General features: G+C 63.7%; 28 protein-coding genes and 1 tRNA gene. 22 read left to right on the top strand and 7 right to left on the bottom strand.

Annotation, left to right across the window (positions count from 1 at the left end):
- Positions 1-227 precede the first annotated feature (227 nt).
- The 4 genes from DV733_RS11575 to DV733_RS11560 all read left to right on the top strand — a co-directional run bounded on the left by DV733_RS11575 (position 228) and on the right by DV733_RS11560 (position 5,261).
- Positions 228-1,061 (top strand): halocin C8-like domain-containing protein, encoded by an 834-nt coding sequence (locus DV733_RS11575; protein ID WP_079979488.1) that lies wholly within the window; start codon positions 228-230, stop codon positions 1,059-1,061.
- A 511-nt stretch (positions 1,062-1,572) separates the two neighbouring features.
- Positions 1,573-2,679, top strand: coding sequence for a pyruvate dehydrogenase (acetyl-transferring) E1 component subunit alpha (pdhA, locus tag DV733_RS11570; RefSeq protein WP_049994548.1), 1,107 nt, complete (start codon positions 1,573-1,575; stop codon positions 2,677-2,679).
- A gap of 2 nt (positions 2,680-2,681) precedes the next feature.
- Positions 2,682-3,695 (top strand): alpha-ketoacid dehydrogenase subunit beta, encoded by a 1,014-nt coding sequence (locus DV733_RS11565; protein ID WP_049994549.1) that lies wholly within the window; start codon positions 2,682-2,684, stop codon positions 3,693-3,695.
- A gap of 3 nt (positions 3,696-3,698) precedes the next feature.
- On the top strand, positions 3,699-5,261 hold the full coding sequence (locus tag DV733_RS11560) for a 2-oxo acid dehydrogenase subunit E2 (RefSeq protein ID WP_049994550.1): 1,563 nt from the start codon (positions 3,699-3,701) through the stop codon (positions 5,259-5,261).
- Here the strand turns inward: DV733_RS11560 and DV733_RS11555 are convergent.
- Positions 5,258-5,446 carry a DUF7470 family protein gene (locus tag DV733_RS11555; RefSeq protein WP_049994551.1) on the bottom strand — a complete coding sequence of 63 codons (189 nt, stop codon included), beginning with the start codon at positions 5,444-5,446 and terminating at the stop codon, positions 5,258-5,260. The two genes, DV733_RS11560 and DV733_RS11555, sit on opposite strands and share 4 nt — an antisense overlap.
- Before the next feature lie 39 nt (positions 5,447-5,485).
- Positions 5,486-5,917, bottom strand: a complete 432-nt coding sequence (locus DV733_RS11550; RefSeq protein ID WP_049994552.1) for an SCP2 sterol-binding domain-containing protein — start codon at positions 5,915-5,917, stop codon at positions 5,486-5,488.
- Positions 5,918-6,056: 139 nt separating this feature from the next.
- On the opposite strand from DV733_RS11550, the gene eif1A reads away from it, so the two are divergent.
- The 3 genes from eif1A (at position 6,057) to larE (ending at position 8,107) form a co-directional block, all read left to right on the top strand.
- Positions 6,057-6,344, top strand: a complete 288-nt coding sequence (eif1A, locus tag DV733_RS11545; RefSeq protein ID WP_049994553.1) for a translation initiation factor eIF-1A — start codon at positions 6,057-6,059, stop codon at positions 6,342-6,344.
- Between the two features lie 75 nt (positions 6,345-6,419).
- Positions 6,420-7,190, top strand: a complete 771-nt coding sequence (gene azf, locus DV733_RS11540; RefSeq protein WP_049994554.1) for an NAD-dependent glucose-6-phosphate dehydrogenase Azf — start codon at positions 6,420-6,422, stop codon at positions 7,188-7,190.
- A gap of 44 nt (positions 7,191-7,234) precedes the next feature.
- The gene (gene larE, locus DV733_RS11535) at positions 7,235-8,107 is read left to right on the top strand and encodes an ATP-dependent sacrificial sulfur transferase LarE (protein WP_049994555.1); all 873 of its coding nucleotides are present in this window, start codon (positions 7,235-7,237) and stop codon (positions 8,105-8,107) included.
- Positions 8,108-8,200: 93 nt separating this feature from the next.
- Here the strand turns inward: larE and tatC are convergent, their stop codons facing one another.
- The gene (tatC, locus tag DV733_RS17790; RefSeq protein ID WP_079979490.1) at positions 8,201-9,556 is read right to left on the bottom strand and encodes a twin-arginine translocase subunit TatC; all 1,356 of its coding nucleotides are present in this window, start codon (positions 9,554-9,556) and stop codon (positions 8,201-8,203) included.
- A gap of 135 nt (positions 9,557-9,691) precedes the next feature.
- Here tatC and DV733_RS11525 point away from each other — a divergent pair, with 135 nt between their 5' ends.
- The 3 genes from DV733_RS11525 (at position 9,692) to DV733_RS11515 (ending at position 13,559) form a co-directional block, all read left to right on the top strand.
- Positions 9,692-12,007 carry a twin-arginine translocase subunit TatC gene (locus DV733_RS11525; RefSeq protein ID WP_049994556.1) on the top strand — a complete coding sequence of 772 codons (2,316 nt, stop codon included), beginning with the start codon at positions 9,692-9,694 and terminating at the stop codon, positions 12,005-12,007.
- Positions 12,008-12,122: 115 nt separating this feature from the next.
- On the top strand, positions 12,123-12,821 hold the full coding sequence (locus DV733_RS11520) for a TMEM165/GDT1 family protein (protein WP_049994557.1): 699 nt from the start codon (positions 12,123-12,125) through the stop codon (positions 12,819-12,821).
- A gap of 42 nt (positions 12,822-12,863) precedes the next feature.
- Positions 12,864-13,559: a VOC family protein gene (locus DV733_RS11515; protein WP_049994558.1), complete on the top strand. Its 696-nt coding sequence runs from the start codon at positions 12,864-12,866 to the stop codon at positions 13,557-13,559.
- Here DV733_RS11515 and DV733_RS11510 read toward each other — a convergent pair.
- Entirely contained in the window at positions 13,552-13,845 is a 294-nt protein-coding gene (locus tag DV733_RS11510) for a DUF5779 family protein (RefSeq protein WP_049994559.1), read from the bottom strand. The genes DV733_RS11515 and DV733_RS11510 overlap by 8 nt on opposite strands.
- 88 nt (positions 13,846-13,933) lie before the next feature.
- On the opposite strand from DV733_RS11510, the gene DV733_RS11505 reads away from it, so the two are divergent.
- From DV733_RS11505 to hpt, 3 genes are all read left to right on the top strand, one after another.
- Positions 13,934-14,428, top strand: a complete 495-nt coding sequence (locus DV733_RS11505) for a hypothetical protein (protein ID WP_049994560.1) — start codon at positions 13,934-13,936, stop codon at positions 14,426-14,428.
- Complete coding sequence (locus DV733_RS11500; RefSeq protein WP_049994561.1) at positions 14,425-16,359, top strand: hypothetical protein; 1,935 nt, start codon at positions 14,425-14,427, stop codon at positions 16,357-16,359. The genes DV733_RS11505 and DV733_RS11500 overlap by 4 nt, the downstream gene beginning before the upstream one ends.
- A 62-nt stretch (positions 16,360-16,421) precedes the next feature.
- Positions 16,422-16,991 carry a hypoxanthine/guanine phosphoribosyltransferase gene (gene hpt / locus DV733_RS11495; RefSeq protein WP_049994562.1) on the top strand — a complete coding sequence of 190 codons (570 nt, stop codon included), beginning with the start codon at positions 16,422-16,424 and terminating at the stop codon, positions 16,989-16,991.
- A 321-nt stretch (positions 16,992-17,312) separates the two neighbouring features.
- Here hpt and DV733_RS11490 read toward each other — a convergent pair.
- Positions 17,313-17,387 (bottom strand) — tRNA-Met (locus DV733_RS11490).
- Positions 17,388-17,522: 135 nt separating this feature from the next.
- Here DV733_RS11490 and DV733_RS11485 point away from each other — a divergent pair.
- Positions 17,523-20,153 carry a DUF2298 domain-containing protein gene (locus DV733_RS11485; protein WP_049994563.1) on the top strand — a complete coding sequence of 877 codons (2,631 nt, stop codon included), beginning with the start codon at positions 17,523-17,525 and terminating at the stop codon, positions 20,151-20,153.
- A 95-nt stretch (positions 20,154-20,248) separates the two neighbouring features.
- Here DV733_RS11485 and DV733_RS11480 read toward each other — a convergent pair whose 3' ends face one another.
- The gene (locus DV733_RS11480; protein ID WP_049994564.1) at positions 20,249-20,503 is read right to left on the bottom strand and encodes an HAH_0734 family protein; all 255 of its coding nucleotides are present in this window, start codon (positions 20,501-20,503) and stop codon (positions 20,249-20,251) included.
- A gap of 145 nt (positions 20,504-20,648) precedes the next feature.
- Between DV733_RS11480 and DV733_RS11475 the strand changes: the two genes are divergently transcribed.
- The 6 genes from DV733_RS11475 (at position 20,649) to DV733_RS11450 (ending at position 23,608) form a co-directional block, all read left to right on the top strand.
- Positions 20,649-20,930 carry a 50S ribosomal protein L44e gene (locus tag DV733_RS11475; protein WP_049994565.1) on the top strand — a complete coding sequence of 94 codons (282 nt, stop codon included), beginning with the start codon at positions 20,649-20,651 and terminating at the stop codon, positions 20,928-20,930.
- A 2-nt stretch (positions 20,931-20,932) separates the two neighbouring features.
- The gene (locus tag DV733_RS11470) at positions 20,933-21,106 is read left to right on the top strand and encodes a 30S ribosomal protein S27e (protein ID WP_049994566.1); all 174 of its coding nucleotides are present in this window, start codon (positions 20,933-20,935) and stop codon (positions 21,104-21,106) included.
- Between the two features lie 2 nt (positions 21,107-21,108).
- Positions 21,109-21,957, top strand: a complete 849-nt coding sequence (locus tag DV733_RS11465) for a translation initiation factor IF-2 subunit alpha (RefSeq protein WP_049994567.1) — start codon at positions 21,109-21,111, stop codon at positions 21,955-21,957.
- 12 nt (positions 21,958-21,969) lie between these two features.
- Positions 21,970-22,152 (top strand): RNA-protein complex protein Nop10, encoded by a 183-nt coding sequence (locus tag DV733_RS11460; RefSeq protein ID WP_079979491.1) that lies wholly within the window; start codon positions 21,970-21,972, stop codon positions 22,150-22,152.
- Positions 22,153-22,157: 5 nt separating this feature from the next.
- Positions 22,158-22,913: a proteasome assembly chaperone family protein gene (locus DV733_RS11455; RefSeq protein ID WP_049994568.1), complete on the top strand. Its 756-nt coding sequence runs from the start codon at positions 22,158-22,160 to the stop codon at positions 22,911-22,913.
- An 86-nt stretch (positions 22,914-22,999) separates the two neighbouring features.
- A complete protein-coding gene (locus DV733_RS11450) occupies positions 23,000-23,608 on the top strand; it encodes a J domain-containing protein (RefSeq protein ID WP_079979492.1) in 609 nt (202 codons plus the stop codon).
- Here the strand turns inward: DV733_RS11450 and DV733_RS11445 are convergent.
- Positions 23,605-24,453 (bottom strand): class 1 fructose-bisphosphatase, encoded by an 849-nt coding sequence (locus DV733_RS11445; RefSeq protein ID WP_049994569.1) that lies wholly within the window; start codon positions 24,451-24,453, stop codon positions 23,605-23,607. The two genes, DV733_RS11450 and DV733_RS11445, sit on opposite strands and share 4 nt — an antisense overlap.
- A gap of 147 nt (positions 24,454-24,600) precedes the next feature.
- On the opposite strand from DV733_RS11445, the gene DV733_RS11440 reads away from it, so the two are divergent.
- Both DV733_RS11440 and DV733_RS11435 read left to right on the top strand, forming a co-directional pair.
- Positions 24,601-25,371, top strand: a complete 771-nt coding sequence (locus DV733_RS11440; RefSeq protein WP_049994570.1) for a DUF1405 domain-containing protein — start codon at positions 24,601-24,603, stop codon at positions 25,369-25,371.
- 25 nt (positions 25,372-25,396) lie between these two features.
- Complete coding sequence (locus DV733_RS11435; RefSeq protein WP_049994571.1) at positions 25,397-26,323, top strand: hypothetical protein; 927 nt, start codon at positions 25,397-25,399, stop codon at positions 26,321-26,323.
- Position 26,324 lies beyond the last annotated feature (1 nt).

Below are 26,324 nucleotides of genomic sequence, written 5' to 3'. Positions count from 1 at the left end.
CTTCAAGTTGGTCGCTCGGGCCGCGAGCGCCAGTCCTACTGATTCGGCTGTGCCTTGAGAAGGGGCCACACTCCTTGTCGAGTGACGAGATCGATCCTACAAGACTGGCTATGAGGGAAGATTGCTATAGAGTAATTAACACAATCAATAGGAAACCATTAGGAAGCATCTAAAATACAATCCAAAAAGAAGTTTTTTATAGGTGTCTGACAAAAAGCGTTTTTTCTATGGGGGAAAACAACATCAACCGTCGTAGTGTTCTTAAAGCAACCGGCAGTAGCGTTGGGTCGGTCGGTTTGCTGGGGGCCGTCGGGCGGGAAAAATTGAGGAATAAAGCTGGATTCGCAGATAAAACAGCCGTGGATCCAAAAGATGTCGAAGTGACTTGGAACAACAGTCAGACAGAAACATGGCTTGATTCCGTTCGGGGTACCAAACACTTCGAGGATATGGTCGAGACAATTCGGCAAGATGGATTCGAGCCGAATTGGAATGCTACTTTCGCTGGAGACGTTTCAGTCGGTGTAGACGAACTTGACGAAACTGACCCGAAATATGTCATGCTCCCCTTCCGGCGGGTAAATGACACCAATTCGAAACAGAAAACAGGGGGAGGATTTCTTCACCTGCTTGTCGCAGATGATCAGAATGGTGATCGCCAGCCTGTGGCTCAGCTTGGAACTGCTACAGCCCCTGACGCGCCGTTTTCCACCTCAAGTTCAGCGAGAACTGTTGGGTTCTATAGCAATGGTAACGCAGCTGAAGGGGCCGAACCATCTGAATATGTGCCAGAGAGAACGAAAGTCCAAGATATATCTGGCACAATGAATGCAGATATCTCGTGTGATAGTTGTAAAGCGATAGCAGGTGCTCTCTGCAATGCAGGTGGTTTGGGCATGACTGCTTCAAAATGTTTCGAAATTGGTGCTGGCTGCATGAGTGGGGGCCCATGGTTTGGATTCGGGTGCTTCAGTGCATGTGCATCAATCGCGGGGACCATATCCATTTTCGGTTGTTACTACGGTGTAGACTTTATCTGTGATGAAGTAGGATTCTGCTAAAGAGGTGTTGAATATGGAGGAGAATGTGTCACCGTTCCGGCCATCTATCCGTGTAATTGCGGCGGTTCTTGTAGGTATCGTTAGCGCTGCAGGCGGATATGCTCTTATTACCCTGACATCTGTTCTCCAGTCCAATCAAGAGACGAATTCAGTGCTTCTATTCTGTGTCATTGGTGGGTCGATATTCACGATTGGAACCTACTTTGCACTCGGCCGCCTCGAACAGAAGTCCACCCAGTCGAAAGGGAGAACCAGCTAAATCAGCCACTATTCTTCTTGAAAACATAATTTTGTTGCGGGCGGCGTAGATCAAACTACCTTGAAAGGAAGTATATGGATCGGAAGAATATCCTGTCGAGATTCAATTAGATAGTGTCTGTAATAGTGTGTTAATTATTACAATATTTCGCAGCTTCTGCTCCTAGTCTGGAACAATCCCAGGATGAATCCGCGAAACGCCTTTGGTGGTGGCGGGGGTGTGTAGAACCATGCAGGTCCGGAGGGTTCCTACGTGAGTATTATCCAGCGCGACCCGGACGACATGGTACAGGTCCTCGGTACGGACGGGTCGGTTCGGGACGATGCGACAGTCCCGAACATATCTGAATCTCGGCTGCTCGAGATGTACCGGGCGATGAAACGGGCGCGCCACTTCGACCAGCGGGCGGTCAGCCTCCAGCGCCAGGGGCGGATGGGGACCTACCCCCCGATGGCCGGCCAGGAGGGTGCACAGGTCGGCAGCGCGATGGCGCTCGGTGAAGAGGACTGGATCTTTCCGAGCTATCGCGAACACGCTGCGATCGAGATTCGCGGATGGCCGCTGAAGCGCACCCTGCTGTACTGGATGGGCCACGAGAGCGGCAACAGCCCGCCGCCGGACACCAACATATTCACCGTCACGGTTCCCATCGCGACCCAGATTCCACACGCGACGGGTGCGGCCTGGGCGTCGAAGCTCAAAGGAGAGGACAAGACCTTCCTGTGTTACTTCGGCGACGGCGCGACCAGTGAGGGCGACTTCCACGAGGGGCTGAACTTCGCGGGCGTGTTCGACGTGCCCGCGGTATTCTTCTGTAACAACAACCAGTGGGCGATCTCGGTGCCCCGAGAGCAGCAGACGGCTGCCGAGACCATCGCGCAGAAAGCCACGGCCTACGGTTTCGACGGCATTCAGGTCGACGGGATGGACCCCCTCGCGGTGTATCAGGTCACTCGCGAGGCCGTCGAGAAGGCCCGCGATCCCGGCGATGGCGAGCGACGGCCGACACTGATCGAGGCCGTTCAGTATCGCTACGGGGCACACACGACCGCGGACGATCCATCGGTGTACCGCGACGACGAGGAGGTCCAGCGCTGGAAGGACAAGGACCCGATCGATCGACTCGAACTGTACCTCCGCGACGAGGAGGTGCTCGACAACGCCCTCATCGAGACGATCGAGGCCGAGATCGAGGAGGAGGTCGCGACCGCCATCGAGGAGGCCGAATCGGTCGAGCGCCCCAGTCCGGAAGAGATGTTCGCACACGTCTACGCGGAGATGCCACAGCGCCTGGAAGAACAGCTCGAGTACCTGCGACGACTCCGTGAACGCCACGGCGACGACGCCATCCTGGAGTAACCATGAGTGACACAGCGACTACGACAGACGTATCGGGCGACAGTCAGCGACTCACCCTCGTCCAGGCCGTTCGGGACGGTCTCTACGGCGAGCTCGAACGCGACGACGACGTCCTGATCATGGGCGAAGACGTCGGCGAGAACGGCGGCGTCTTCCGAGCCACGCAGGGCCTCCACGAGGAGTTCGGCCAGGATCGAGTGATCGATACGCCACTCTCCGAATCGGGCATCGTCGGCACCGCCGTCGGCATGGCCGCCTACGGCCTCAAGCCCGTCCCGGAGATCCAGTTCATGGGCTTCATGCCACCCGCGTTCGACCAGATCACCAGCCACGCCGCCCGCCTCCGGAATCGCTCGCGGGGTCGATACACCTGCCCGATGACCATCCGGGCACCCTACGGCGGCGGCATCCGTGCGCCCGAACTCCATTCGGAATCGAAGGAGATCCAGTACGTCCACGAACCCGGGCTCAAAGTGGTGATCCCGAGCACGCCCCACGACGCGAAGGGATTGCTCGCCTCGGCGATCCGCGACCCTGACCCAGTTATCTTCCTCGAACCCAAGCTCATCTACCGGGCCTTCCGCGAGGACGTCCCCGACGACACCTACACGCTGCCGCTCGGTGAGGCCGCAGTCCGACGGGAAGGCAGCGACGTCTCGGTGTTCACCTGGGGTGCGATGACCCGGCCCAGTCTGGAGGCCGCCGAGAGTCTCGAAGGGAGGATCGACGTCGAAGTCGTCGATCTCCGAACCCTCTCTCCCCTCGATTTCGAGACGATCGTCGAGTCCTTCGAAAAGACGGGGCGGGGGGTCGTCGTCCAGGAGGCTCCCAAGACAGGCGGACTCGCCAGCGAGATCATCGCCACGCTACAGGAAGAATCACTCTTGTACCAGGAGGCTCCGATCACCCGCGTCACGGGCTTCGACACGCCGTTCCCGCTCTATGCGCTGGAGGACTACTACCTGCCAGAGGCCGACCGCGTCGAGGACGGGATCCGGGAGGCCGTGGACTTCTGAACCATGCCACGCGAATTTCGCCTCCCCGACGTCGGCGAGGGCGTCGCCGAAGGGGAACTGCTCGAGTGGAAGGTCTCGGTCGGCGACACCGTCAGCGAGGATCAGCCAGTCGCCGAGGTCGAGACCGACAAGGCCGTCGTCGACGTCCCCTCGCCGGTGAACGGCACCGTCAAAGAGTTGCACGCCGACCCGGGCGACGTCGTGCCCGTCGGTGACGTCCTCGTGACCTTCGCCGTGGAAGGTGAAGAGGCCGAGGCAGTGTCCGAAGACGACCCAGCCGAGGGAGAACTGGCCGACGGAGCGGAGCCTGCTGGCGAGACGGCGGACGAGAGAGACGAACCGGATCAGGGACCGGTCTTCGCCCCGCCGCACGTCAAGCGCCTGGCCCGGGAACTCGACGTCGACCTCCAGACAGTCGCGGGCAGCGGACCCGGTGGACGCGTGACCGAGCAGGACGTCCGGGCCGCTGCGGGCAGTGAAGACGAGTCTGAAACGAGCGAGAGCGAGCCAGTCAGCGAGCCGGGGACCGGTGACACAGGTGACGGACAGGCCGCCCAGGCGGTGCAGTCCGTCGAGCAACCGTCAGCGAGTACGGGCGCGACCCCGGGAGGGGCCGACCGCGACCGGACGCTGGCCGCACCTGCAACGCGGAAGCTCGCCGCCGAGTTGGGTGTCGACCTCGATGCCGTCCCGGCGAGCGAACAACGGGACGGCGAGGCGTTCGTCACGCCCGAGACCGTCCGCGAATACGCCCAGACACAGCAGGAGGCCCAGGCCGCCGAAACCGAGGGTCTCGCCACTGCCGAAAGTGCGGGTGAGGCGGCCGCCGCAAGAGAGGCTGTCACGGGCGAGCGCGTCGAGCGCGAACCCTACCGCGGAGTCAGGAAGACGATCGGCGAGGCGATGGCGACCTCGAAGTTCACCGCGCCGCACGTCACCCATCACGACCGGGTCGACGCCACAGGCCTGGTCGAGACACGCGAGAAACTGAAACCCCTGGCCGAGGAGCGCGGCGTCCGGCTGACGTACCTCCCGATCGTGATGAAAGCCGTCGTCGGCGCGTTGAAAGACCATCCCGTCCTCAACACGATGCTCGACGAGGACAACGAAGAGATCGTCTACAACTACGACTACAACGTCGGAATCGCGGTCGCGACCGACGCCGGGCTGATGGTCCCCGTCGTCGAGGACGTCGACGAGAAGACGTTGCTGGAGGTCGCCAACGAGGTAGTCGATCTGGTCGCGCGCGCCCGAGACCGGTCGATCACGCTGGAGGAGATGCAGGGCGGGACGTTCACCATCACGAACTTCGGTTCTGTCGGTGGAGAGTACGCGACGCCGATCATCAACTACCCAGAGACCGCAGTTCTGGGCCTGGGCGCGCTCGAACAGCGTCCCATGGTCGAGGGCGGGAGTCTCCAAGATCCCGGCGAGATCGTCGCCAAGCCAGTCCTGCCGCTGTCGCTGTCGATCGACCACCGCGTGATCGACGGCGCGGACGCTGCACGATTTGTGAACACGCTCAAGGAGTATCTGCAGGATCCGACGCTGTTGTTGCTGGATTAGACCATCCCGCCCATCCCGAGCGAGGTGAGGAGGTTCCGCACGATACCGAGCGCAGTCACAGCGAGGCCGACCAGCACGAGTGCCAGGCCACCGGCGAGGATCAAATTTTGCGAAGCGACGACACCCAGCCCCCCCAGCGTCAGGAGGAGGCCGACGATGCCGAGTGCGCCGAGTTTGTCGAGCATGTACGTGGGCGAGAGCGGGGAGGCTAAAACAGTGCCGACTCAGTACCGAAACTCCGTGTCCAGCCGCGCGGCGACGTTGCCCATTTCGACGAGGGCGTCCTGGTAGCGCATCGCCCGCATCGTCGAGCCGTCGGCCTCCAGCACGCCCGTCATCACGCCAGTGACGATGTCGAGGTCACCACGGATGAGACGCTTCCAGTCGGCGTAGTCACCGCGGATCGCGTAGCCGTGGGCAACCGCGTTCGGGTCGTCGAGGACGTCGACGTCGAGACACGCCCCGTCACGGAGCGCGAGATAGAAGTAGATCGGCTCGCCCTCGTAGGTGTCGTCCGGGTGGATCTCGAGGACGAAGTCGCCGTCGAAGTCGACGCCCCAGCCGGACGCGGCCTCGGCGAACGCGTCGTTGTCGTTGAGGAGACGCCGGTACGCGCTGATCCACGCCTCGGCCTCGTCGGGCAGCGTAATCGCCATCTCTCCCTGCAAGTCGTCGCCTCGGTCCCTTGGAGTTATCGACTTCTCTCCAAGGGCAGGAAATACAGGAAAACCTACACAAGTGGCGAGTCGGCGCGAGGTGGAAAACTTAAGCCGTCGGGCAGTCGAAGTGACGGGTATGAGCGACGACAGCGGGCGCAAGGATCTCCGCATGCCCGACGACGACGAGGTGTTCGCCGTCGTCACGAACATGCTGGGGGCCAACCGCGTGAAGGTCCGTTGCATGGATGGGAAAGAACGCACCGCGCGCATCCCGGGCAAGATGCAAAAGCGCATCTGGATCCGCGAGGACGACGTCGTGCTCGTCGAGCCCTGGGACTGGCAGGACGAGAAAGCCGACATCACCTGGCGCTACGAGAAACAGGACGCCGACCAGTTGCGCGAGGAAGGTCACATCACCGACTGACCGTCCGGAGCGACAGCGGGTGGGTGGCGACACGAACCGCATCTTACTTACTGGCCGGTCGCAGAGATACACCCGATGGACGATCCCGTTCTGCTCACGGGTGCTGGCGGCCGTGTCGGCGAGGCGATCCTCGACGGGCTCGCCGAGGACTACGACTGGCGACTGCTGTTGCACAGCCCCCCGGACGAGGAACCCGACCACGAGTACATGATCGGCGACGTCACCGACGAGGCGTTGGTCAACGCCGCCGTCGAGGGCGTTTCGGCGATCATCCACCTCGCTGGTGATCCCCGTCCGGAAGCCTCCTGGGACAGCGTCCTCGAGAACAACATCGACGGGACCCAGAAGATGTACGAGGCCGCCGTCTCCGAGGGCGTCGAGAAGTTCGTCTACGCCTCCTCGAACCACGCCGTCGGGGCCTTCGAGACCGAGACGCGCACCCCCGAGATGTACCGCCCCGAGGACGACTTTCTGCTCGACGGGACCGAACTCCCCCGCCCCGGCAACCTCTATGGCGTCTCCAAGGCGACGGGCGAGGTTCTGGGCCGATACTACCACGACACCTACGGGATCGACGTGTGTAACGTTCGGATCGGCAATCTCACCAAGAACCACCCGCCGATCGACTACGAGCGCGGCCAGGCCATGTGGCTCTCCTATCCCGACTGTGCCCACCTTCACCAGTGTGCCCTGGAAGCCGAGTACGACTTCGAGATCGTCTACGGCATCTCCGACAACGACCGGAAATACTACTCGATCCAGCACGCCCGCGAGGCGCTCGGCTACGACCCGCAGGACAACTCCGCACACTTCGAGGGCGAGGAGAAAGTCGTCGACAGAAACTGAGGAGGACACAACGGGCTTTTGCTCACGCACACGTACACAGAGACATGTCCGCGGATCTCGCTCCTGCTGTCGCGAACAAGCTCGACGCCGCACGGGCCGATCTGGCCGGCTACGACGGCGTCCTGATCGCCTTTTCGGGTGGCGTCGACTCCAGCGTCGTCGCCGCTATCGCCGAGGATGCCCTCGGGAGCGACGCCGTCGCGTGTACCGCTCGAAGCGAAACCCTGCCCGCCGAGGAACTCGACGACGCCCGGCGCGTGGCCGGAGAGATCGGTATCCGCCACGAGGAGACCACCTTCTCGGAACTCGATAGTCAAGAATTCGCCGCAAACGACGACCAGCGCTGCTATCACTGCCGATCGATGCGACTGTCGGCGATGTTCGACCGCGCCCGCGACCTCGGAATCGAGACCGTCTGTGACGGCACGAACGCCGACGACCCCGGCGAGGGCCACCGCCCCGGCCTGCAGGCCGTCGACGAACTCGACGCGTACTCGCCGCTGCTGGCTCACGACATCAGCAAAGAGGAGGTCCGTGAGATCGCTCGTCACTACGACCTCTCTGTGGCCGACAAACCCTCGATGGCCTGCCTCTCCTCGCGGATTCCCACGGGGTTGGAGGTTACCGAGGAGAAACTCTCACGGATCGAGAAGGCCGAACGCCTCCTGCGAACCTGGGGGTTCGAGCAATTTCGAGTGCGCGATCACGACGGGCTTGCGCGGATCGAAGTCGGCGAGGACGAACTCGACGTCGCGCTCGACCCCGACTTCGTCCGAGCGGCCCGCGAGCACCTCAAGGACTGCGGGTTCGAGCACGTGACGCTGGATCTGCACGGTTACCGAACGGGCAGCGTGAGCCCCGCGGACAGCGACACCGAGGACGATCTTCTCGACGTCGAGTATCCCCGTTCGGAGTAGCGACGACAGCGAGACGGCTGGTCGTCGCTGAGGGTGTGCAGTTTCAGTTAGCAACGAGACCGAGAGTGTCGAATATCGACTAGCGTGGCGCGATTACCGCCCGGGGCGGTTCGGTTCGGACTGCCGACCGGCCCGCCAGCGCCAGATCGCCAGCAGGAGTTCGTAGACGGCGACGACGCCGAGGACGGCCGCCCCGACCTGGATCGTCGGGAACTCGATCGACGCCGCTTCCGCGAGCAGCGGCGGCCGGCGGTTGGCGAAGTAGCCCACGGCGACCGCGCCGATCCAGACCAGAAGTCGCACTCGGTACATCGCCAGTCGAATGCGGTAGGTCCGCCGACTCGGATAGCGCTTGAGCAGGAGGATCGTCCCCTCGAACAGTCCGACGATCAGCAGGGCCACGATCGCCGGCAGGTACGTGAGGACGCCGATCGAGGCCAGCGCGTCGACGGCCGCCGTGGGAAGGTACCCGAAGTAGCTTTCCGGCAGCGGCAGGCCACTGGCGACGTACCCACCGAGAGCGGCTGCGCCCCACACCAGCGGCCGGGCCGCCGTCGCGTTCTCCAGAGTGGGTGCGAGCGCGCCCTCGCGGGTCCAGTACAGCATGGCGAGAGTGCCCTCGAACAGCGCGATCATCGTCGCCGTGACGACGAAGGGTGCCATCCCGGTCGGATCGGGATTGAAAATGAATGCGATGGTGGCGAAGCCGGCCCAGAAGTACAACCGCCGAGAGGCGAGCCACTGTCTGGTCGTCACGCCCATCATGATCGCGAGCATGATGAAGAGCGGAATCTGGAAGATGATCGCGAAGAACCCGAGCATCATCACCATCAGCTCGAAGGTCTGTTCGAGACTGAACGCGATCTCTGCCGCGCCCTGGGAGTAGTACATGAAGTACGTGAATATCGCCCGCAGGACGACGAAGTGCGCGAACAGCAGCCCGACGAATGCGAGCACGAGACTCGTCGGGACCGACGCCAGGTAGTACCGGCGCTCACGCGGGTACAGCCCGGGTCGCATGAAGAGGTAGCTCTGGTAGACGAACATCGGGAGCGCGACGACGAACCCCGCCAGGGTCGCGACCTTCAGGCGAGCGAGGATCAGCCCCAGCGGGTGATAGACGCGAGGACAGGCGTTATCTCTCGCGATGCCGACGCCGCCTGAACAGGTCTGGGCTGTCGCTTCTTCGAGATAGGAGTACCACAGGAAGTTGATGATCTCCTCGGCGAAGGGGAAGACGATCGCGCTGGCGAGTGCCATGACGGCCAGCACCTTCAGCAGCCGGCTGAACATCTCCTCGATGTGCTCGGTCAGCGGGAGTTCCTGATCGTCGGGCGCGCCTTCGAGTCCGCCGGGCGGACCCGCGTCGGGGTCAGGCTCGTACGGCTCGGCCGGGACCGTCGGCTCTTCGGCCGGCACGTCCGGGCCGCCAGTCTCGCCCTCGCCCATAGTGGACGCCGCTTGTACCCCCCCTATTGTAAGCCTTCTTTTCTGCGCGCCCTCCCAGGATGAACGTTGGCCCGCTGACGGGCGTCGGGGATGAATAAATTGATAACAGAGAGTCGGCAAGTGCCCCCGAGAGCTATGTCCGGCGCACTCGACGAAGACACACGTCGCACGATCGCTGGCGGTCGCGAAGCCGCTGGGCAGATTCTCAGAGCCGCCCAGCGCAATCTCCAGCAAGTCTTCATCGTCTTCGTCGTCTCGCTCGTCGGGACCATCATCCTCCTGCAGAACTACCTGTGGGACGCGCTCAAAGACGATCTCCTCACTCAGGAAGCCGAAGTCGTCGCCGTCACGCCGTTCGAAGTCATCCTCCTGCAGTTCAAGATCGGGCTCATCGTCGGTGTGATCCTCGCGATTCCGACGCTGCTATATCTCTCTCGGGACGCACTCCGGCGACGGGGCTGGTTGCCCAAAGCGCCGATCGCGCGCTGGAAGCTGGCGTTCATCGGTCTCGGCGTCGTCACGTTGTTCGTCGTCGGGATCGCCTACGCCTATCTTCTCTTTTTCCCGATCATGTTCCAGTTCCTCATCGACACGGCCGTGAACTCCGGCTTCACCCCCACCTATTCGATCACCAAGTGGATGGAGTTCATCATCCTGCTGTCGCTCTCTTTCGGGATCGCCGCCCAGCTCCCGCTCGTGATGAGTACGCTGGCCTACGCCGAGATCGTCCCCTACGAGACCTTTCGTGATCGCTGGAAACACGCCGTCTTCGGGCTCTACGCCGCCGGCGCGCTGTTCACCCCGCCGGACCCGATCACCCAGCTGATGTGGGCGACGCCGCTGGTCGTCCTCTACGCGGCGAGTCTGAAGTTTACCCGGGTCGTCGTGACGATCAAACGCAGCAGTGATCGGATGAATTTCGCCGCGATCGCACGGTCGCGCTGGAACGTCATCGCCGGCGTCTCGGTCGTCGCCTTCCTCGCGATCTATCTGTTCTTCACCGCCGGCGGGATCGAGACGTTGAACGAGACGTTCGGCTCCAGTGAGTACTGGCCGACGCTCACGCCGCTCGGTGAGTACACCGGTCTGCAAGAGGAGATCGCCGCCGGACTCGTCGGTACCGCGGTCGCGATTGTCGTCGCGATCGTCGTCTTCTACCGGTTCGTCTCCCGGGAACTAGATGCGCTGGCACCGACGGCGCCCGCGAGCGTCGGTGACCCCTCGGAGATCGACGTGAGCGAACTCGACGCCGCGGGCGTCCGGGCCGCTCCGCCGGAAGTGTTCGAGGAGATGAGCGAAGACGAGGCTATGGGGCTGGCTTCGACGGCCATAGAGGACAACGATCCCGACAAGGCAGAAGCGATCCTCGACCGCTTCGACGAGGCTCAGGAGAGAACCGAGGAAGCCGCCGAACCGACCGGGACCGCCGAACAGCCCGAGACGACCGCAGAGACAACCGAACTGCCGGCCGAGGAACAGCGCCCACCCGAAGCCGGCCCGCCGCCGGAGGAACGCGACACGCTGCCCGAAGACAAGTACAAGGACGACAGCGAGCAAGCCGCCAGCGGCAGTGGCGAGGAGGGCTCGGGCAACGTCGTCACCGAGACGACGGCGGGCGTGGTCGACGCCTTCACCGACGACGAGACGACCGAGGAGGACATCGGCGGCTACTACTACGACATCACGTTCATCCTGGAGTCGCTGACTTCCAAGGCCTTCAGGATCGTCGGCCTGTTCATGCTCGTGCTCGGTGGCCTGTTCGTCTGGCTCTATCGCGGCGGGATCAAGCAGATCAACGACGACTTCACCGCCCGCCTGCCTGAAGGCATGCGGAGCGAGGACGTCCAGACGGTGGCGCTGCATCCCGTCGAACACCTGATCTTCGAGATCAAGTTCAGCGCGCTCGTTGCCATCGCCGTGACGCTGCCGCTGATCGTCTACTACGCCTGGCCAGCGCTCAAATCGCGCGGGCTGGTCACTGGCGACCGACGCGTCCTGATCGTCTGGGGCGGGTCGCTCGTCGCCGGGATCGCCCTCGGGAGTTACGTCGGCTACACTCAGGTCGCGCCTGCTGTCATCTCCTGGCTGGCCCAGGACGCGCTCGGGGCGAACATGGTCATCGCCTACCGGATCAAGTACTACGGCTGGATGGTGGTCTATACGACCGTAGGAATCGGCCTCCTCGCCGAAATCCCGGTGACGATGCTGTTGTTCCACTTCGGCGGCCTGATCTCGGTCGAGTCGATGTGGCGACGCTGGCGCGAAGTGACCATCGCCATCTTCGCCTTTGCCGCGTTCATCTCTCCGAGCGGAATCTTCACGATGCTGATCCTCGCGATCCCGATCACGCTGGCATTCTATCTGGGGCTCGCCGTCCTGTGGGTCCTCACCTTCGGCGGCCGTAGCGGTGGTGGCGGAACCGTCGACGAACAGGTCGAAGAACCGGCCTGAGACGGTGTTTCCCAGACAGCAATTTTTCGTTTGGTCCACAACGCTTACGTGTTAGATGGATCTAAATTCGAGTATATGCGAGCGGCACGGATCGCCAGTCGGGCGGTGAGCAGGCGTGAGTGAGTGGCTCGCGGTCGTCGTCGCTGCCGCGACGGCCCAGCTCGCGGTGCTCCCGGGCGAGAAGGTGCAGTTCATCATCGCGGGGCTCTCGACGCGGTACCACCCGCTGCTCGTGGTTTCGGCGGCTGGCGCGGCCTTCGCGGGCTGGACGGCCGTCGAGATCTGGCTGGGGAGCGCGCTCAGAGGTGCGCTGCCGGAGCTGTATCTCGAACTGTTCACCGTGGTCCTGTTCGCGGTGTTCGCAGTCTTGCTCGTCCGTTCAGCACCGGCCCCGGCAGCCGAGCCGACGACGACTGACGGCGGAATGACGACGGCGAGTGGCGAGCTTGACGTGACGCTATTGGGCTACGACGTCCCGAACTCCCTCGGGGGATTCGTTCCGATCTTCGCGATGATGGCCGCAGGCGAAGTCGGCGACAAGACCCAACTCGTGACGATCGGCCTCGCCGTCGAGTACGGCGCACACCCCGGAATATGGGTCGGCGAGATGCTCGCGATCGTTCCCGTGAGCCTCGCCAATGCCTACTTCTTCCACACCTTCTCGCACACGTTCGACCTCCGGAAGGCACACTTCTTCGGTGCCGCGATCTTCGCTTTCTTCGCGGCCGACACCGTACTGGCGATCACGACCGGCTTCTCGGTCTGGGAGACGATCGTCGGTACGATCACCGGATACGCCTCGGCTGCGGTCTGATCGACGACGAGGTTTTTCCTCCCGGGGTACCACACTCGCAGTATGCTCGGTTCCTGTGGCTGGGTCGCGCTGGAGGCCAAACACCGCGAGCCGGTGGTCGATTTCTACCGCACCGATCTCGACCTGCCGGTCGTCAGGCGGACCGAAACCGAGACGGTACTGGACGCTGGCGACACCGAACTCGTGATCCGCCGACCGGGCGCGGTCCCGCGAGGCGGCGTCCACACACATTACGCGTTCTCGATCCCCTCCGGGGAGTACGAGACGTGGTGGAACCGTCTCGATTCGACCTTCGAGCTGGTCGAGGCAGTCTTCGGCGACGCACGCTCGCTCTATCTCGACGATCCGGCGGACAACTGCGTCGAGCTAGGTCAGCGCGACATCGCCGGGCCGGGAATCGACGGTATCTTCGAACTGGTCCTGGAGGTCGCGGACCTAGAGCGGGCCACCGGATTCTACACCGATCTGGGGTTCGAAGTCGTCGACCGTGGTGACGAACGGCGGCGGATTCGCCTGACGACTGGCGAACTTGACCTGGAGCTGTGGGAACCGCAGTTGGGAATCGCCGATGGCCGCGGCGGCGTTCACGTCGACTGGGGGCTGCGGACCGACGATCCCGGCAGAGTGATCGATCGGGTTCGAGAGCGCACACGTGCGGCCGAAACAGTCGAAAAGGGGATCAGGATACTCGATCCGGACGGCCACTACCTGACGCTGATGGAAGCGCAGCCTAATTGAGCCGGTCGGTGTCGACCATCACGCCGGGTGGGGCGACGATCAGAAAGCCACGAAAGTGGACCAACTCACCCTCCATATCCCGAATCTCGCGGGCGAACCCGGCCGCGAGTTCGTTGACATCGCCCTCGACGTTGAGCACCAGCACCGCGCCCTGGTCGATCAGTTCGAGCCACTCCTCGTCGTCGGTGGTCCCATCGAGGATGTCGAGTACGATGCGTGCGTCCCCGCCGTCGGTCCCGTCTAGCTTGTCCTCGACGGCCTGCAGATCGAGGTCGAACTCGCCCATACCGTCGCAGTCGAGCGCCACCACCAAAAATCGTTCTCGTCGGCGACCCGCGACAGTTTTATTCCCACGTTCCGCCTTCCCTGGAGTGATGGAGGAGACGCGGCTGGCGGTCTACGGCGTGACCGGATTCGTTGTTCTGGTGACGCTCGTCTCCGGCCCGCTCGTGGGAGCAGTCGACCTCACGCAGGAACCGCGAGGCTGTACGGCCCAGATTGGATCCGGGACTGCCGATGTCAGCGTCGAGTCGCTGCCCGACAGCGCGACCATCTCGAAAGGGCAGTTCGGGGCCGAGACGTACTACCTCGAAGTCCCCGACGGGAGTGTGCGGGCGACGAACGTCAGTGGCCAGCCGATCCTCTCGTATACGATCTCGATTCCGGAACTGAGCCGGAGCGCGGGCCCGACACTGTTTCTCTGTACCCACCAGTCGGCCCGACAGCAGCTATCGATCCAGCGGCTCACGATCGACGAGAGCGAGCTCGACGCAGACAGCTACGACGCGTCGCTGACGCTGCTCCTGCGCGGTGACGGCGAGGAGATCACCGTCCGCGAGCAGTCGATCACCGTCGAGGTGCAACGATGAGCGACTCCCGAACGGTATCGGCAGCCGATGTCAGTCGAGTCGTCGCTCGCATCCACACACGCTCGGTTCGAGCAGGCCGGCTCGTCGTCGGCGATCAGCGCGGTCTCGCGCTCTTTCTCGGCTCGCTGTGCTACATCGCCCTGCTGACCCGTGTCGGAATATTCATCACCGACACCTACACGACGGCCAACGCCTTCGTCGCACTCACCGAGGGACACCTGTCGATCGAGCGGGCAGTCTTCGGGCCCTCACTCGACACGCCGGGGATGCACGTCGTCGACGGCCAGCTCTACGGGCGCAACTACGGCCAGCTCGTCCTCTCGTTGCCCGCCTACTGGCTACTCGAGGGGGCCTCGGTGGTCGCCGACCTTCGGATCGCGCTCGTCGCAGTGTGGTCGCTGGCTCTCCTCTGGTTTTCGGTCGTCCTGGGCAGGATTCTCGACTACCGACGAGCGTTCGCCCTCAGTGGGTGTGTGCTCGCGCTCGTGCTGTTTCTCGCGAACGTCGCCGTCGCGACGCCCGTTCCAGAGGCGATCGTTCCCGTCCTCGCGATGCAACTCACGTCGATCCTCTCGGGGGCGCTGGTCGCCGTGTTCGCCTATCGTCTGGTCGGCTATCTCGCGACTCCCCGGGTGGGTGTCGTCGCCGGCGTCCTCGTCGTTCTGGGGACGCCGATCGGCTTCTGGGCCCCGATCCCGAAACGACACGTCTTCACGACACTCTGTGTGCTGCTCGCGCTGTTCGCGTTCGCGAAGAGTCGCGATCCGGAGACGCCCCGACGGGACCTCGTCCACGGCGGGGCCTACGCCGCAGTCGCCCTGCTCGCGTGGATCCACGCGCCCGAGGCGCTCGTGCTGTTGGTCACGCTCGTCGTGGCCGACTTTGCCTCGTCGCCGGCAGCCAGATACCGCTCGCTGCCGGTCGTCGGCGGCGTGTTCGTCCTCGCGTTGGTCCCGTTTTTCCTGACCAACTTCCTGATCGCGGGCAATCCGTTCGTCCCGCCGCGGCTATTGCGGAGCTTCGATATCGCCGATGCGGGCAGCAGCGTCGTCGACCCGGGTGGTGCAGACGGCGATCCAACAGCCGATCCCGGAAGCGGCGGCTCAGGTGGGGGCGGCGGTAGTATCGTGGAGTCACTCGTGGGGCTGCTCGACGCGATCGTGACGGCCGGCACGACGTTCGTGAGGTTGCTCGTCGGGGGCGTCGAGACGGCGACCGAACGGACGAGCGACCTCTACCGGACGTTCGTCCGCAGCGGATACGTCGTCGCAAATTCGGGTGCAAGCGAGGAAGCCATCAACCTCTCGGTGCTGGAGTCGGCACCGGTACTCGGCAGTGCCGTCGCCGTGCCGCTCGCAGCGGTGAATCGCCTGAGGGCGAACTTCGACCCACGCCGGCTCCGTGATCCCAGACCGGCGACCGCGCTCGCAGTCGTCGTCTTCACTGCGCTATTCACACTACTGTATGTCGAGCGCCTGCCGCTGCACGCACAGGTCACGGTCCGCTATCTGATACCGCTGTATCCTGTCTCCGTCGTCGGGCTCGTCCTCCTGACCCCCATCGAACGCGTCTGCAGGAAAGAGACCTGGACGGTCGCCTGGACAGTCGCCGGAGGCGTGCTGATCGGCGGCCAGGTCGTCGCAGCGTTCGTCCTCTCCCAAGGGCTGGCCCTCGGCGAGGCCTTCCAGTTTCACGCGCTGGTCGGGCTCGGGCTCGCGGGCGTGCTCGCCGTCGGCGCGACCGCGACCCCGTACACCGATCGCTTTGACCGAGTCGTCGCAGGCGCGATCGGACTGGCGACCGCTGGAACGGTCGTCTTCTCGTTGCTGGTCGTGACGGCCTACGCGACGGGACTGGGGCGGTATCCGGTCGACGGCGGGCAACTCCTGCCGATCCTCCGGGTGCTCGCGGACCTTCTGAGCGCAGTGTGAGTGTGATCCACACGATGAATGCGTGACGGGGAACTTTTAGCCTCGCCGGGAGTAGCGCCGACATGGACCGCCTCAGACAGTCGTTGCTCGACGCCCCGATCATCGAGAAGGACGGCTACCACTACTTCGTCCACCCGATCAGCGACGGCGTCCCCATGCTCGAACCGGAACTACTCCGAGAGATCGTCATCAAGATCATCCGCAAAGCCGAACTCGAAGACGTCGACAAGATCGTCACCCCAGCCGCGATGGGGATTCACCTCTCGACGGCCGTCTCACTGATGACCGACATCCCCCTCGTCGTCATCCGCAAGCGTCAGTACGGCCTGGAGGGGGAAGTCTCCCTCCAGCAGGTCACGGGCTACTCCGAGAGCGAGATGTACGTCAACGACGTCTACGATGGCGACCGCGTGCTCGTACTCGACGACGTCCTCTCGACCGGCGGGACGCTCGCAGCGATCACGGGCGCGCTCGAAGAAGTCGGTGCCGAGATCGTCGACACCGTCGCCGTCATCAAGAAAGTCGGCGGCGAGAACAAACTCGACGACACCGACTACGCCGTCAAGACGCTCATCAACGTCGACGTGGTCGACGGCGAGGTCGTCGTCGTCGACGAACACGGCGACGGGTAGAGTTCGACCGACTCGGACCCTGCGAGCGACTTCGAATGTCAGTCACTCACGATTTTGCGAGCGACAGCACAGAGCGGGCAGTGGATTTGAACAACGTGAACACGGTCGCTTCACGCTGCGTGTTCTCTCGTTCAGATCCACTCTTTACGATTCGCTGCTCACGAATTGTTCGCAGCAGAATAGTAGCGGGAGGTGGATTTGAACCACGTCGTCAGCTCCCGCTGGTCGCCGCCGCCTGATTCAAATCCACTCAACAATTGTCGATGTTCACGGATGCTCGCACACGCTACGCGGTGCTCGCGGTTTTGTTCACATCGAAAATAGCGGGAGGTGGATTTGAACCACCGATCTGCGGGTTATGAGCCCGCCGGAATCTCCTAGCTATCCCATCCCGCTACCTTCTGGTAACTCGGGGCCGTCATTAAGGGTTGTGATTCGGTCGCCGCCCGTGACTTTCTACCGTGGTACATCCCCTCCGCCCCACGCGCGACCTTCAAAAAGCCTATCTGACCCATCTCCCTTTGCTGCTGTATGGAATACGGGCTGGTGGCCCTCTGGCTGCTTACGTACCTGGTGCTGCTCTACGTCGGGATGCCACTCGCCCACGCGCTGCTTCCGGACCTCGACGACCTGGGAGCCGGGGTCGCCCTCCCGCTCGCACTCGCGCTCGTCTGGCTCGTCGTCTTCTTCCTCGGTCGGGTCTCGATCACACTCGCGCTCTGGGTCGGCCTCCTCGTTCTGGGCGCTCTCGCGGCAACGCTGTGGTATCGCGGGTACGACATCGACCACGCGGCCTACGTCCGCGTCGCACTGGTGTTCAGTGTGGCGTTCTGCTTTCTCATCGCGGTCCGAGCCGTCGATCCCGCCGCGATGCCACTCGCCGGCGAGAAGTTCCTCGACATGAGCCTGCTGCAGTCCTCGCTTCGCGGAACCACCGTCCCGCCCGAGGACGCATGGTTCGCGGGCGAGAGCGTCCGCTACTACTACGGCGGCCACCTGCTGGCGTCGCTGCTCGCCCGGATCACGGGCACAGAAGGGCGCTTCGCATACAACCTCGCGCTGGCGGGCTACTACGCCATGCTCGTCACCGCGGCCTACGGTCTCGCGAGATCGATCGCGGCCCACCGCGGCTTCTCGGCCCACCGCGCCGGTCTCGCCAGCGCGTTCTTCGTCGGCGTCGCCAGCAACCTCCAGACGTCGTTCCGCTTCGGCGGAGCCATCCTCGAACACGCCGCGGGAGAATTTGGCCTACTCGGTGCGCCGCTCGGCTATCTGGCGGCGGGCTGGAACTGGGTCGCGGGGCTCTTCTTCCCGCTCCCGCGCGACCGGGGAATCGCGAGTTCGATCTCGGAATTTAGCTACTGGTCGGCCAGTCGCGTCATCGACAACGCGATCACCGAGTTCCCCCTCTTTGCGTGGCTCAACGGCGATCTGCACGCCCACATGATGAGTACGCCCTTCCTGCTGGTCGTCGCGACGATCCTCCTGCAGGTGTTCGTCGCCGGGACGGGTCGCTCACGAACGCGTACACTGGGCACGCTGTTCGGTGTCCTCCCGGCGCTGGGGGCCGTCGTCGCCGTCGTCAACACGTGGTCGTTCCCGGCCGTCGGCGGGCTGGTCGTGTTGACGCTGGCGCTCGGTCCCACGAACCCACTGGCACTGCTTCGAGGAGAGAGAGCGACCGACCGAACGATCGACTCGTGGCTCGAACGCGAAGGCAAGCGACTCGGCGTCGCCGTCGTCGTCGGCGTGATCGTCCTCGCGATCGCGTGGGTGCTGTCCTCGCCGTACTGGCTGTTCGAATCCAGCAGCGCGAACACCTCTCCGGGCGCGTTCCCGGGCCGGAGCACACTCGCCGAGTTGCTCCTCACTCACGGGGCGTTCCTCCTGCTGTACGGTCTGTACCTCTATCGCCACAGTCACTACAGACTGCCCGAAGCAGTCACCGTCGCCGTAGCAGCGACGACGCTCGTGGCCGTGACGACTGTGCTCACTGTGCCCGCAGTCGGGTTGTTCCTCCCGATACTCCTGGGCGGATGGATACTGCTGCGTCGCTCCGGCCCCGTCTCCGTGTTCGGTCGAACGGTGATCCCGTGGCGCACTGACGAGGACGGTGAGAGCCCACCACAGCCGGGGTTCGAGACGGTGCTGCTGGTCGCGCTCACCGGACTGATCGTCCTCGTGGAGTTCGTCTACGTGGTCGAGCCGGGCGCAGGCGGCCGGTTCAACACCGTCTTCAAGGTCTACATGCAGGTGTGGATCCTCGCGGGCGTCGCTGCGGGCGTGATACTGGTCCGACTCCTGGAAGAACGCCAATCCGCACTCGATCTCTCGGGCGACCTCGGCAGGCGGGCACTCGCTGCCCTCGGAGTCGCGTTGATGGTCGCCGTCTCGCTCTATGGGATGCTCGCACTCACAGTCCACTTCGGTCTGACCGGCGACATCGCCGGGTCGCCCTCGATCGACGCACTCGCGGCGATTCCAGCGTGGTCGGCACTCGCGGGATTCGTACTCGTTCTCGCGATCGTCTGGAGTCTCGCGACGATCGCGCTCGACCGTCTTGCTGAACGACGAGCAGTGATCGACGAGAGCCAGCGCGTGGGGCTGACGCTGGCGGTCGGGCTGCTCGTCGTCGGCGCGGGACTGTACGGCTCGTTCGGGATCGCCGTGGCGTACACACCCGAAGAGCCGGTGGATACGTTCAGTACCGATACCGAGCGGATCGCCGATCCGACGCTGGACGCGCTGGCGTTCGTCGAGCGTGATCACAACGTGGAGGCGGCGGCAGTCTACTGGCTCGACAGCGAGGTCGAGGGCCAGCCGAACATGCTCAGCGATCCGGGCCCACAGTACCGCTGGTACAACGGGCCAGCGAGTCTCACTGGGGTGCCGACAGTTCTGGGCAAGCTGCCGGAACGGGCCTACCGCGGTCCTGACGTGTACGAGCAGCGGCTCAGAGACGTGCGGGCGATGTTCACTGGCGAGCCAGCCGAGCAGCGACGATTGCTGGCGAAATACGACGTGGAGTTGATCTACGTCGGACCGAACGAACGGTCGGAGTATCGACCGATAACGGTCGATCGTCTGTCGGTCGTCTCGGTCGAGAAGGAGTGGCCGCTGGTGACGATCTACCGCGTCGACCAGGGCGCACTCGACGAGTAAGCAGGCGAGAAGTCAGAGTGATTATTGTCGGTCTGTTCCGGATCGACTACCCGACTGCAGGCGGTCGTACCGGTAAATCGCTACAATAATCACTATCAGGCTGCCTCGACGACGGTGACGGCGTCTGCGTCCGCAGAGAGCGTGTCGAGGTGCATCGGGATGTACTGACGGCGCTCGTAGGTCTCGCGCTCGTCCTCCTGACCGACCGTACACCACAGCTGCGGGCGGTCGGGACCGTGCCAGTCGCCCTGGCGCTTGACCGAGAAACAGACGTACTCCTGACCGTCGTACTCGATGACAGCGCCCTTGCGGAGCTTCCCGGGGTCGCCGTTGACGATGAGGTTCTTCATAGACGTCGATTCGGCGCAACTGTACTTAGGGACTTCGAAGGCCCTCGAAACAGCCAGGGCGGCGAAATCCCCGCAACACCGCGATGGTCCGGAACCAAACGGGTTTTAAGCGCGCACGTCAAATCGCCGGCAAGGACGATTCGCTATGCAGATGCCACGCCGATTCAACACGTACTGTCCGCACTGTAACGAGCACAACGAACACGAGGTCGAGAAGGTCCGATCGGGCCGTTCCTCGGGAATGAAAAAGGTCAACGACCGCCAGCGCGAGCGCAACAGCGGCATCGGGAACGACGGCAAGTTCTCGAAGGTCCCCGGAGGGGACAAGCCGACGAAGAAGACCAACCTCACCTACCGCTGTGGCGAGTGTGGCAAGGCCCACGTCCGCGAAGGATGGCGCGCCGGCCGCCTCGAATTCCAGGAGTAAATATGGCAGGAAGCTTCTACACCGTCGCCTGTCCGGACTGTGAGAACGAACAGATCGTCTTCGGCAAGGCCGCCTCGGAGGTCGCCTGCGCGGTCTGCGGGCACACGCTCGCAGTCCCGACCGGTGGCAAGGCCCAGATCGAGGGCGAGGTCGTCGAGACCGTCGAGGCACGGTAACGATGAAGTACAGCGGCTGGCCGGAACCGGGCGAACTCGTCGTCGGCCGCATCGACGAGATCGAGGACTTCGGCGTGTTCGTCGACCTGCTGGAGTACGAGGACAAGCGCGGCCTCTGTCACATCAGCGAGGTCGCCAGCGGCTGGATCAAGAACGTCCGCGACCACGTCAGCGTCGACCAGCGCGTCGTCGCCAAGGTTCTGGACGTCGACGAATCCGCCCAGCAGATCGACCTCTCGCTGAAGGACGTCAACGACCACCAGCGCAAGGACAAGATCCAGGAGTGGAAAAACGAGCGGAAAGCCGACAACTGGATGGAGCAATCGTTCGGCGACGACATCGCAGACGAGAAGTACGCCGCCGTCGCGAACGAACTGCTCGCCGAATTCGGCTCGATGTATGCCGGCTTCGAGGAGGCCGCCATCCACGGGGCCGAGGCGCTCGAAGACACCGATCTCGACGACGACGAGATCGAGGCCATCGTCGAGACCGCCCGCGAGAACGTCTCCGTCCCGTACGTCAAGGTCACGGGCTACGTCGATCTGGAAGTCTTCGACGGTGACGGCGTCGACGTGCTCAAGGAGGCCCTGCAGGCCGCCGAGGGCAACGGGGAGGTCCCCGCGAGCGAAGCGAGTGGGGGCTCGGAAGACTCGTCTTCCGGTGTTCCCGAAGAGGTCGAGCTCGAAGTGACCTACGTGGGCTCGCCGGAGTACCGCATCAAGGTGCAGGCCCCCGACTACAAGACCGCCGAAGCTGAACTCGAGACGGCTGCCGACCGCGCGGCCGCAGTCGTCGACGAGCACGGCGGCAGCGCGCTCTATCACCGCGAACGCAACACCGACGAAGAATAATCGCGAACCGACATGAAATCGGATATCCGGGTGTGTTCGGCGTGGCAGACCGCCCACGAACGCCCGGTGTACACCCTTTCTGGCACCTGTCCCGACTGTGGCGCCGAAGCTGTCAACAGCGCGCCAGCCCCCTTCTCACCCGAAGACCGGTACGGCTCGTACCGGAGGGCACTTAAGGAGCGGCGCCGCGAATAGCGGGTATGGACGAATTCGAGATCGACGTACTCGCCGAGCCGGAGCTGGAGGACCCAGTCCTCGTCGAGGGACTGCCCGGCGTCGGCCACGTCGGCAAGCTCGCGGCCGAACACATCCTCGAAGAACTGGACAGCGAACCCGTCTGTCGGGTCTACTCGAAGCACTTTCCGCCACAGGTCAGCGTCGAGGACGGGAAAGCCGAACTCGCACACGCAGAGTTCCACGCCGTCGAGACCGAGACCGGTCCCGACGTGGTCACACTCACTGGCGACCACCAGGCACAGGACAACGCCGGCCACTACGGCCTCACGGACACGTTCCTCGATGTCGCCGACGATCTGGGCGTTGAGCGTGTGTTCGCGCTCGGGGGCGTCCCGACGGGCGAGCTCATCGAGGAGTACGACGTGCTCGGCGCGGCCACGACCGAGGCCTTCGTCGAAGAACTCGAAGAAGCGGGCGTGGAGTTTCGCGAGGACGAACCCGCGGGTGGAATCGTCGGCGTCTCCGGTCTCCTGCTCGGTCTGAGCGAGCGCCGTGATCTCGCTGCGGCCTGTCTGATGGGCGAGACTTCGGGGTATCTGGTCGATCCCAAGAGCGCCCAGGCAGTGCTCGAAATCTTGCAGGACGTCATCGGCTTCGAAGTCGACTTCAGTTCGCTGGAGGACCGCGCCGAGGAGATGGAAGAGGTCGTCCGGAAGATCCAGGAGATGGAACAGGGCAACGCCACCCCCTCCGAAGAGGATCTGCGTTACATCGGCTAGGTTGAGCTGACGAACGCGCGCGACAGTGCACAGATTGCCCCGAGCGAACCTTTCTTGAGGGCTGGTTCCTAAGCGACCGTCGACTGATGGAGTCGTTCGCTGGTCTGCCGGAGTGGGTCGCCACGCTGCCGGACTGGCTCGTTCTGGGAACAGTGTTGGGAGTCGGCTCTAGCTGCTGTGTCGCCGGACTGTTCGTGCTGGCCGATCGATTCTTCCCCGCCCAACAGACCCGCCAGCAGTACGGCAATACCGAATCACGGCGCCGGGTCGAGATCCGGGACTACCTCGACGAAATTGACGAGTCCTACGCCGAAGACCACCCGGTCGCGGGCCAGCCCGTCGCCTTCTACCTCCCACAGCGTGACGTCGCCATCACCTTCGACGCGCGGGCGTACTTCCGGATCGAGAAGACCGATACTGTACCGATTCTCGTCGAGCACGAACTGCCAGGGGTGGCGATCGGCGCGCGACTTCCCTTCGAGACGCGCGAGTCCCAACCCGAAACCGAGCAAACCACACATCCGGCGCGGGGGGCGTTCGCTACGCTCGGGCTGCCGGCCGGCGCGCCGATCGACGAGGTCAAATCGGCCTATCGGAGGAAAGTCAAGAACGTCCATCCCGACCAGGGCGGCGACGAAGAGGAGTTCAAGCGCGTTCGAGAGGCCTACACGACCGCAAAGCAGTACGCGAGTTAGGGTTCTGCAAGTGCGTCTTCGACCCGTTCGACGAGCGCCGAATCACCCAAAAAGGTCGGCGTCCGGGCGTGGAGACCGTCCGGATCGATATCGAGCAGCGACTGGTGGCCGTCGCTGGAGGCTCCAGTGGCGTTCTCGATCAGATAGGCCAGCGGCGCGGCCTCGAAGTGGACTCGAAGTTTCCCCTCGGGGTAGACCTCGGACTCGGGGTAGCCGAAGATGCCACCGTATTCGAGGACCTGCGCCAGATCGGCCACGGTCGCGCCGCCGTAGCGGAGTTTGAGGTCGCGTTCGAGTTCCTCGGCGAGGGCGTTGAGCCGGTCCGAGCGATCGGTCGGCTTGCCCGCGATCCCGACGACGGCGGGCGGCTGTGGCATCGTGAACGTCCCGCGACGCTCGCTGTGGCCGTCCTGCAGGAGGTACTCCTGGACGACGTCACGGTCTTCGCGAGCGACGGTCATGGTGGTGTACGGGCCGTGAAGCACCATCATCGAGGCGACGAGCGACCGCCCGCTGGCGGGGAGTTCGGCGTCGTAGACGCCGACGATCGTCCCGACGGAGTTGTTCGAGGCGAGGTTCGCCGATCCGTCGAGCGGATCGACGGCGACAGTATATCCCTCGCCGCAGTCGATCACCGATTCACGTTCCTCGCTGGCGTAGCCGCCGACGCCGTCCAGTGGCCCGAGTGCGTCGAAGAAGAGATCGTCGGCCCAGACGTCCGCGGCAGACTGGACCTCGCCGCTGGGGTTGGTCTCACCGCGGCTACCCGCGTGGCTCGCGAGGTGCGTGTTCATGTAGTCGGCGGTCTCTTTGACCGCCCTGACGATCTGATCGATCGTGTTCATGGCGACCCCCGTCGACCGGATATTGACACGTCCATACATACCATAGCACTCGCGATCCCTTATACTGCTCTCCTGTCAGTAATATTTTAATTCGATCGACTGTGGCTTTCGCTATCGTTTAGTCGGGGGCGTCCGGAGTAGCGAGACATGGCATCGGGAGTCGGTCGGCGGATCGAGCGGCTGGTCGCACGGTATTTCGACGCAGATCTGCCCGCGTCCGAGAGACTGCCTCGATACGTCGCCCCCCTTCCGAAGTGGCTCGAAGACATCGGATTGCGACTGGCGTGGCCGATCGTCCTCGTGAATCTCGTGGGGACGCTCTTTGGGTTCTGGTACTATGCCGGCCAGCCGACGTCGATTGCACTCGAAGGACAACTCGGAGCCGCCCCACTGGAAGCGTGGGTCCTGATCCCCGACAGCCCCGCCGCGACGATGTTCATCGGGCTCTCGCTCGCGGCCTGGAAGCTCGGCTGGGAGGCCGACTGGCTGCACGCGCTGGCCTTCTTCGGCTGTATCAAGCTCGGGCTGTGGACGCCGTACGTCCAGCTCGCGCTCAACGGTCCCGAAGGGATCGCGCTGTGGCTCTATCTCTTCTTGATCGGGAGCCACCTCGCGATGGCCGTCGAGGCCTTCCTGATCCACCGCTACGCCAGCTTCTCGGTCCCGGCGGTGGCCGTCGCGGTCGCGTGGTACGGGTTCAACGACGTGGTCGACTACTTCTGGCCCATCCTCGACGGACCGCACCACACCTGGCTGCGCGCCGAACCGGTCGTGACGACGGCGGCTGGTCGCGCTTACGATCACTCGGTGGCGGCCCACGACCTGGCGGCTGCGTGTGCAGTGGTGCTGACGATCCTCGCAACGTTCCTGGCGCTCGCGACCCGACTCGAGAAAGTGAAAGTCGATAGGAACGTATAACCCTCACAAACCATACCCCGGCTGTATGGTGGATCGAGCGGTTTCCAGACGGGGTGTATTACGCGCCGGTGGCGTCGCAGGTGCGGCGGCGCTGAGTGGGTGTGGACTGCTGTCGAGCGGGTCTGACTTAGGAGGGAGCCGGACAGGTTACGCGACGTGGGTCCCGGAGGCTGGGGCGCTCCACGGTTTCGAGTCGACGATCGCCAATTTCCAGCACTACGATCAGTTGCGTGATCACGAGGCTGCGCTGTCCTACGACCTCGACTCGCTGATCGAGGAGTATCGTCCGGATGTCGGCGGTGTGTCGACCAACGACACCGACGGCCTGATCACCACGAACGGCACGATGATCTTGACCGGCTCCTTCGACGCCGAGGCCTTCGTGGACGAGTTCACGTCTCTCGAAGAGTGGTCCCGAGCCGACTCCTACAGTGGGTACGAGTTCGTCGTCGCCGACGAGCAGGAGTACACCTACGCAGTCGACGCCTCGGCGATGCTTTTCACCCAGTCGGTCGAGGGGGCGAAGACGCTCATCGACGTCAACAGCGGCGCGACCGATGGAGCCACGCAGACGAGCGACGCGTTCGCACGCCTCGTCGACGCGCTGGGGACGGCGACGTACGGTCGGCTCTACATCGACTACCGGTACGACGAGAGCGAGACGAGCAGCCTCACGACCGGGACGTGGTTCGGTCAGGCGATGACGGTCGAGGGCGAGACGACCACCTTCGACTTCGTCTATCTCGTCGACGGCGAGCCCGAAACGGAGGCCGTCGAGCAGTTGCTGACCGACGTCGAAGCACACGACGTCAGCGGCGTCGATCACTCGGTCTCTTCGAACACCGTCGAGGTGACAGGGTCGTTCGAGACGGCGAAACTCACGCAGGATCTGACCGATCTGTCACTCGGAGACGCGTACAGTCTGGTCTATCCGCTCCCCGGTGGAAACTGAC

The organism is Halapricum salinum (assembly GCF_004799665.1).
Classification (GTDB): Archaea; Halobacteriota; Halobacteria; order Halobacteriales; family Haloarculaceae; genus Halapricum; species Halapricum salinum.
This window is presented reverse-complemented; position numbering and strand designations above follow the sequence as displayed.